6 protein-coding genes are annotated in these 5,078 nt (G+C 64.7%); all 6 read right to left on the bottom strand.

Features of this window, described 5'->3' with window-relative positions:
* A partial coding sequence (locus B2V21_RS09840; protein ID WP_286916735.1) for an amidophosphoribosyltransferase occupies positions 1-711 on the bottom strand: 711 nt, incomplete at its 3' end.
* 41 nt (positions 712-752) lie between these two features.
* Entirely contained in the window at positions 753-1,310 is a 558-nt protein-coding gene (locus B2V21_RS09835) for a CvpA family protein (RefSeq protein WP_049862174.1), read from the bottom strand.
* 181 nt (positions 1,311-1,491) lie between these two features.
* A complete protein-coding gene (locus tag B2V21_RS09830) occupies positions 1,492-2,133 on the bottom strand; it encodes an SPOR domain-containing protein (protein ID WP_049862175.1) in 642 nt (213 codons plus the stop codon).
* Positions 2,117-3,424 (bottom strand): bifunctional tetrahydrofolate synthase/dihydrofolate synthase, encoded by a 1,308-nt coding sequence (gene folC, locus B2V21_RS09825; RefSeq protein ID WP_286916734.1) that lies wholly within the window; start codon positions 3,422-3,424, stop codon positions 2,117-2,119. Before folC ends, B2V21_RS09830 begins: the two co-directional genes overlap by 17 nt.
* Positions 3,421-4,341, bottom strand: a complete 921-nt coding sequence (gene accD / locus B2V21_RS09820) for an acetyl-CoA carboxylase, carboxyltransferase subunit beta (protein ID WP_049862177.1) — start codon at positions 4,339-4,341, stop codon at positions 3,421-3,423. Before accD ends, folC begins: the two co-directional genes overlap by 4 nt.
* A 164-nt stretch (positions 4,342-4,505) precedes the next feature.
* Positions 4,506-5,078 (bottom strand): phosphoribosylanthranilate isomerase (locus tag B2V21_RS09815; protein ID WP_286916733.1); only part of this gene is annotated, 573 nt, incomplete at its 5' end.

The following is a 5,078-nucleotide window of genomic DNA, read 5'->3' as shown; positions in this document are numbered from 1 at the left end:
CAGCTTGCCGTCTTCGGTGATGTACACCGCTTCGCCCGGTGCGAGGTCGCGGATCAGGGTAAAGCCGAGCACGTCCAGGGACACGCTTTCGGAAGCGATCATGTACTCCACGCCTTCGTCGGTGTGCCGCTGGCCGAACACGATCGGGCGGATCGCATGCGGGTCGCGGAAGCCGACGATACCGTAGCCGGTGATCATGGCCACCACTGCGTAACCGCCAGTGCAGCGCTTGTGCACGTCGGTGACGGCCGCAAACACGTCTTCCTCGGTAGGCTGCAGCTTGCCGCGCACCGCCAGTTCATGGGCGAAGACGTTGAGCAGCACTTCGGAGTCGGAGTTGGTGTTGACGTGACGCAGGTCCGATTCGTAGATCTCCTTGGCCAGCTGCTCGACGTTGGTCAGGTTGCCGTTGTGCGCCAGGGTGATGCCGTAGGGCGAGTTGACGTAGAACGGCTGGGCCTCGGCCGAGGTCGAGCTGCCTGCCGTGGGATAGCGCACATGGCCAATACCCATGTGCCCGACCAGCCGCTGCATATGGCGCTGCTGGAAAACGTCCCGTACCAGCCCGTTGTCCTTGCGCAGGAACAACTTGCCATCGCTACTGGTAACGATACCGGCAGCATCCTGGCCGCGGTGTTGGAGGACCGTTAGCGCGTCATACAGCGCTTGATTGACGTTCGACTTACCGACGATACCGACGATGCCACACATGCGACGCAACCCCTACTTAATGAATCTGAACTGAGCACCACTCACTGCGCTTTCGCGGCAGGCAAGAGGTGTTCCTTGAACGGAATGTCAGCCGGTGCGCTGATTCCGCTGGCGAGCCACTGACTGGACATCCCCAGGATGAGGTTTTTCGACCAATCAGCAACCAAAAGAAATTGCGGCAGCAGGCGTGATTCCTGCCACCAGGCATCCTGTTGAACCGGCCCCAGGCTCAGCAGCCCGGCAGCCACCACCACCAGCAAGCCACCGCGCGCGGCGCCGAAGACCATGCCCAGAAAGCGGTCGGTGCCCGACAGTCCGGTGACGCGAATGAGTTCGCCGATCAGGTAGTTGACCATGGCGCCGACCAGCAAGGTGGCCACGAACAGCACGGCACAGCCTGCGATGACACGTGCCGATGGCGTCTGGATGTAATTTTCGAAGTAACCGGCGAGCGAACCGCCGAACAGCCAGGCCACGCCACCTGCGACTATCCACGTGACCAGCGACAGGGCTTCCTTGACGAAGCCGCGTGTCAAGCTGATCAGTGCGGAGATGGCGATGATCGCAATGATCGCCCAGTCGACCCAGGTAAATGCCACGGTGCGGCCTGCATACGGATAAGGCGGCGCATTTTAGCAGAGCGCGGGCGCGGTAGTAAGCGGCGATTGTCGCCTGCACCGCAGCGCGCCCCTTCGCGACGGCTGACCGCTCCCATAGCTTCCCGTAGGAGCGGTCAGCAGCCGCGAGGAAAGCGACACGATCCCACAGCGAACCAAGTCCTCAGCCGCGCTCAGGCTCGAAGCGCACCACGAAACCCTGCAGCTTCTGCTGGCGATTGATCACGTCACGCAACCGTTCGGCCTCGGCGCGTTCGACCAATGGCCCGACGAATACCCGGTTCTTGCCATCGGCCGAGCGCACGTAGGCGTTGTAGCCCTGGGTACGCAAGCTCTTCTGCAGAGCGTCGGCGCCGGCACGGTTGGACAGACTGGCCAACTGCACCGACCAGCTGACCGGCAACCCGTTGGGGTCGATCTTGCTGGCGGTGTCCGGCTTGGCAGCCGGTGCCACCTTGGCGGCTGCAATCGGTGCCGAGGGCTGCACCGATTCCACTGGCTTCTTCGCAGCTGCGGCAGGCGCTGTGGGCACCGGCTGGATGGGCTGGCTCGGCGCGCTCGCCTGCACCGGGGCCTGCTGAGGCACTGGCTCGGACTCGATGATCTGCGGCTCGGGCACGGCAACCGGCTCGACCTGTACCTGTGGCGCGGCCGGCGCCTGGGGTGCTGCCGGGGCCTGCACCTGAACCTGGCGCACGGTGTCGTCCTGCCGCGAAAACAGCATCGGCAGGAAAATCACCGCCAGCGCGATCAGCACCAACGCGCCGATCATGCGCTGCTTGAACACCTTACTGGGCAATGCCATCCACGTTCTCCCGTTCTACGTTGCCATACATCCATTTCAAGGCCTGGGCGACACAGTGGAACGAGCCGAACACCAGAATCTCGTCACCCTCGCCCGCTGCTTCGCACTGCGCTTCGAGCGCATCGGCGAGGCTGCCATGAGACGTCGTGGTGGCGCCAAGGTTCAGGAGTGCAGCATTCAACTCGGCGGCTGGCCGGGTGCGAGGCGTTTTCAGCGGTGCCACCGCCCAGTCGGCGATGACAGGAGCCAGTGGCTCGACCACACCGGCCAGATCCTTGTCGGCCAGCAGGCCGAACACCGCCCGACGCCGGCCCGTCAGAGGCTGGCGCGCCAGACGCTCGGCCAGGAAGCGCGCAGCGTGCGGGTTGTGACCTACGTCCAGGAGAATGTCGACCGTCTTGCCTGCCACGTTCACCCGGTGGCGATCCAGGCGACCGGCCACACGGGTATGCGCCAGTGCCCACCCGATGCGCGCGGCGTCGCGCGGCAGATCCAGGGCAACGTAGACTTGCAGCGCCAGCGCCGCGTTCTCCAGCGGCAGGCTGGGCAGCGGCAACGACAGCAGCTCGACCGGGTAGCCTTCGACGTCCACGCCTCGCCACGACCAGTGATCGTCATGCTCGGTGAAATCGTAGTCGCGACCACGCAGATAGAGCGGACAGCCCAAGGTGGCCACCTGATCGAGCAATGGCTGTGGAGGATCGATATCGCCGCACAAGGCCGGCACGCCGGCACGCAGGATACCGGCCTTCTCGAAGGCCACCGACTCGCGGGTATCGCCCAGGTATTCGGCATGATCCAGGCCGATGCTGGTGATCACGGCGAGGTCGGCATCCACCAGGTTGACGGCGTCGAGCCGACCACCCAGGCCGACTTCCAGAACCACGGCGTCGAGCTCGGCACGCTGGAACAACCAGAACGCGGCCAGGGTGCCCATCTCGAAATAGGTCAGGGTGGTCGCACCACGCGCCGCCTCAACGGCCGTGAACGCTTCGCACAACTGGGCGTCGGTGGCCTGCTGGCCATCGATCACGACCCGCTCGTTGTAGCGCAACAGATGCGGCGAGGCATAGACCCCGACCTTCAGCTCGCGGTCCTGCATCAGTGCAGCGATGTAGGCGCAGGTCGAACCCTTGCCGTTGGTGCCGGTGACCGTCACCACACGTTCGGCCGGCCTGCCCAGGCCCAGGCGTTGCGCGACTTCGCGGCAACGGTCCAGGCCCATGTCGATGGCCGCCGGATGCAACTGTTCCAGGTAGGCGAGCCACTGGCTCAGGCTACGCTCGGTCATACGTTGGCAGGCGCCGGTGGCACCACGATGGGCTCGATCGGAGCGGCCACGTAGGTGGGCGTCGGCAGGCCCATGAACTGGGCCAGCAGGCTGCCCAGGCGCGGACGCAGTTCCTGGCGCGAAATGATCATGTCGATGGCGCCATGTTCGATGAGGAACTCGCTGCGCTGGAAGCCTTCGGGCAGCTTCTCGCGCACGGTCTGTTCGATCACGCGCGGGCCGGCGAAACCAATCAGCGCCTTGGGCTCGGCAACGATTACATCACCCAGCATGGCCAGGCTGGCGGAAACGCCACCGTAGACCGGGTCGGTCAGCACCGAAATGAACGGAATGCCCTCTTCGCGCAGGCGCGCCAGGACCGCCGAGGTCTTGGCCATCTGCATCAGCGAGATCAGCGCTTCCTGCATGCGCGCACCACCGGAGGCGGCGAAGCAGATCATCGGGCAGCGATTTTCCAGGGCATAGTTGGCAGCGCGCACGAAGCGCTCGCCAACAATGGCGCCCATTGAGCCACCCATGAAGGAAAATTCGAATGCGCTGGCCACCACCGGCATGCCCAACAGGGTGCCGCTCATGGAGATCAGCGCATCCTTTTCACCGGTCTGCTTCTGCGCGGCGGTCAGGCGATCCTTGTACTTCTTGCCGTCGCGGAATTTCAGGCGATCGACCGGCTCCAGATCGGCGCCCAGCTCGGCACGGCCCTCTTCGTCGAGGAAGATGTTCAGGCGCGCACGTGCACCGATACGCATGTGGTGGTTGCACTTGGGGCAGACGTCGAGGGTCTTCTCCAGCTCCGGACGGTACAGCACTGCTTCGCAGGACGGGCATTTGTGCCACAGGCCTTCGGGCACCGAGCTTTTCTTCACCTCCGATCGCATGATCGAAGGGATCAGCTTGTCTACCAACCAGTTGCTCATGCTTTATTTCTCCAGTACCGGGGACTGCTGGCCTGGCCAGGTCCCGCGCATGCTCTTGAGCGTGTTCAGATATGAAACGAATGCGTGGGCGAGCGTGGCGCAGGCTTGATACCTGCGTGCCGCGCGTTTCGCGAAACGTATGGACGGTGCCGGGCAGCGCGCCGTCACATGCCGCTCCCACGCACCGCCTTGATGAAAGCGTCGATCTTGCCGTGGTCCTTGATGCCCTTGCTCGACTCGACCCCGCCGCTGACATCCACCGCCCAGGGTTTGACCTGAGTGATGGCCTGGGCGACGTTGCCCGCATGAAGTCCGCCGGCCAGCACGATCGGCTTGTCCAGGTGCTCGGGCACCAGCGACCAGTCGAAGGCTTCGCCAGTACCGCCGGGCACGCCGGCGACGAAGGTGTCGAGCAGAATGCCGCTGGCGTTGCGATAGGCGCGGCAAGCCGCCTGCAGGTCGTCGCCGGGGCGCACCCGCAGGGCCTTGATGTACGGACGGTGGTAACCCTCGCACTCGGCCGGCGTTTCGTCGCCATGGAACTGCAGCAGGTCCAGCGGCACGGCATCGAGGATTTCGCCCAACTCGCAGCGGCTGGCGTTGACGAACAGGCCCGTAGTGGTCACGAACGGCGGCAGCGCGGCGATGATCGCGCGGGCTTGCTGGACGTTCACCGCCCGCGGACTTTTGGCATAGAACACCAACCCGATCGCATCGGCACCGGCGTGCGCAGCGGC

The sequence above is a fragment of the Pseudomonas sp. UBA6276 genome (assembly GCF_002438365.1).
Classification (GTDB): Bacteria; Pseudomonadota; Gammaproteobacteria; order Pseudomonadales; family Pseudomonadaceae; genus Aquipseudomonas; species Aquipseudomonas coleopterorum.
Note: the sequence above shows the minus strand (reverse complement) of the source record. Positions and strands in the feature narration are given on the sequence as shown.

Coding starts and splice junctions, on each gene's coding strand:
- B2V21_RS09830 (WP_049862175.1), bottom strand. CDS start 2,133: ATGGCATTGCCCAGTAAGGTGTTCAAGCAGCGCATGATCGGCGCGTTG.
- folC (WP_286916734.1), bottom strand. CDS start 3,424: ATGACCGAGCGTAGCCTGAGCCAGTGGCTCGCCTACCTGGAACAGTTG.
- accD (WP_049862177.1), bottom strand. CDS start 4,341: ATGAGCAACTGGTTGGTAGACAAGCTGATCCCTTCGATCATGCGATCG.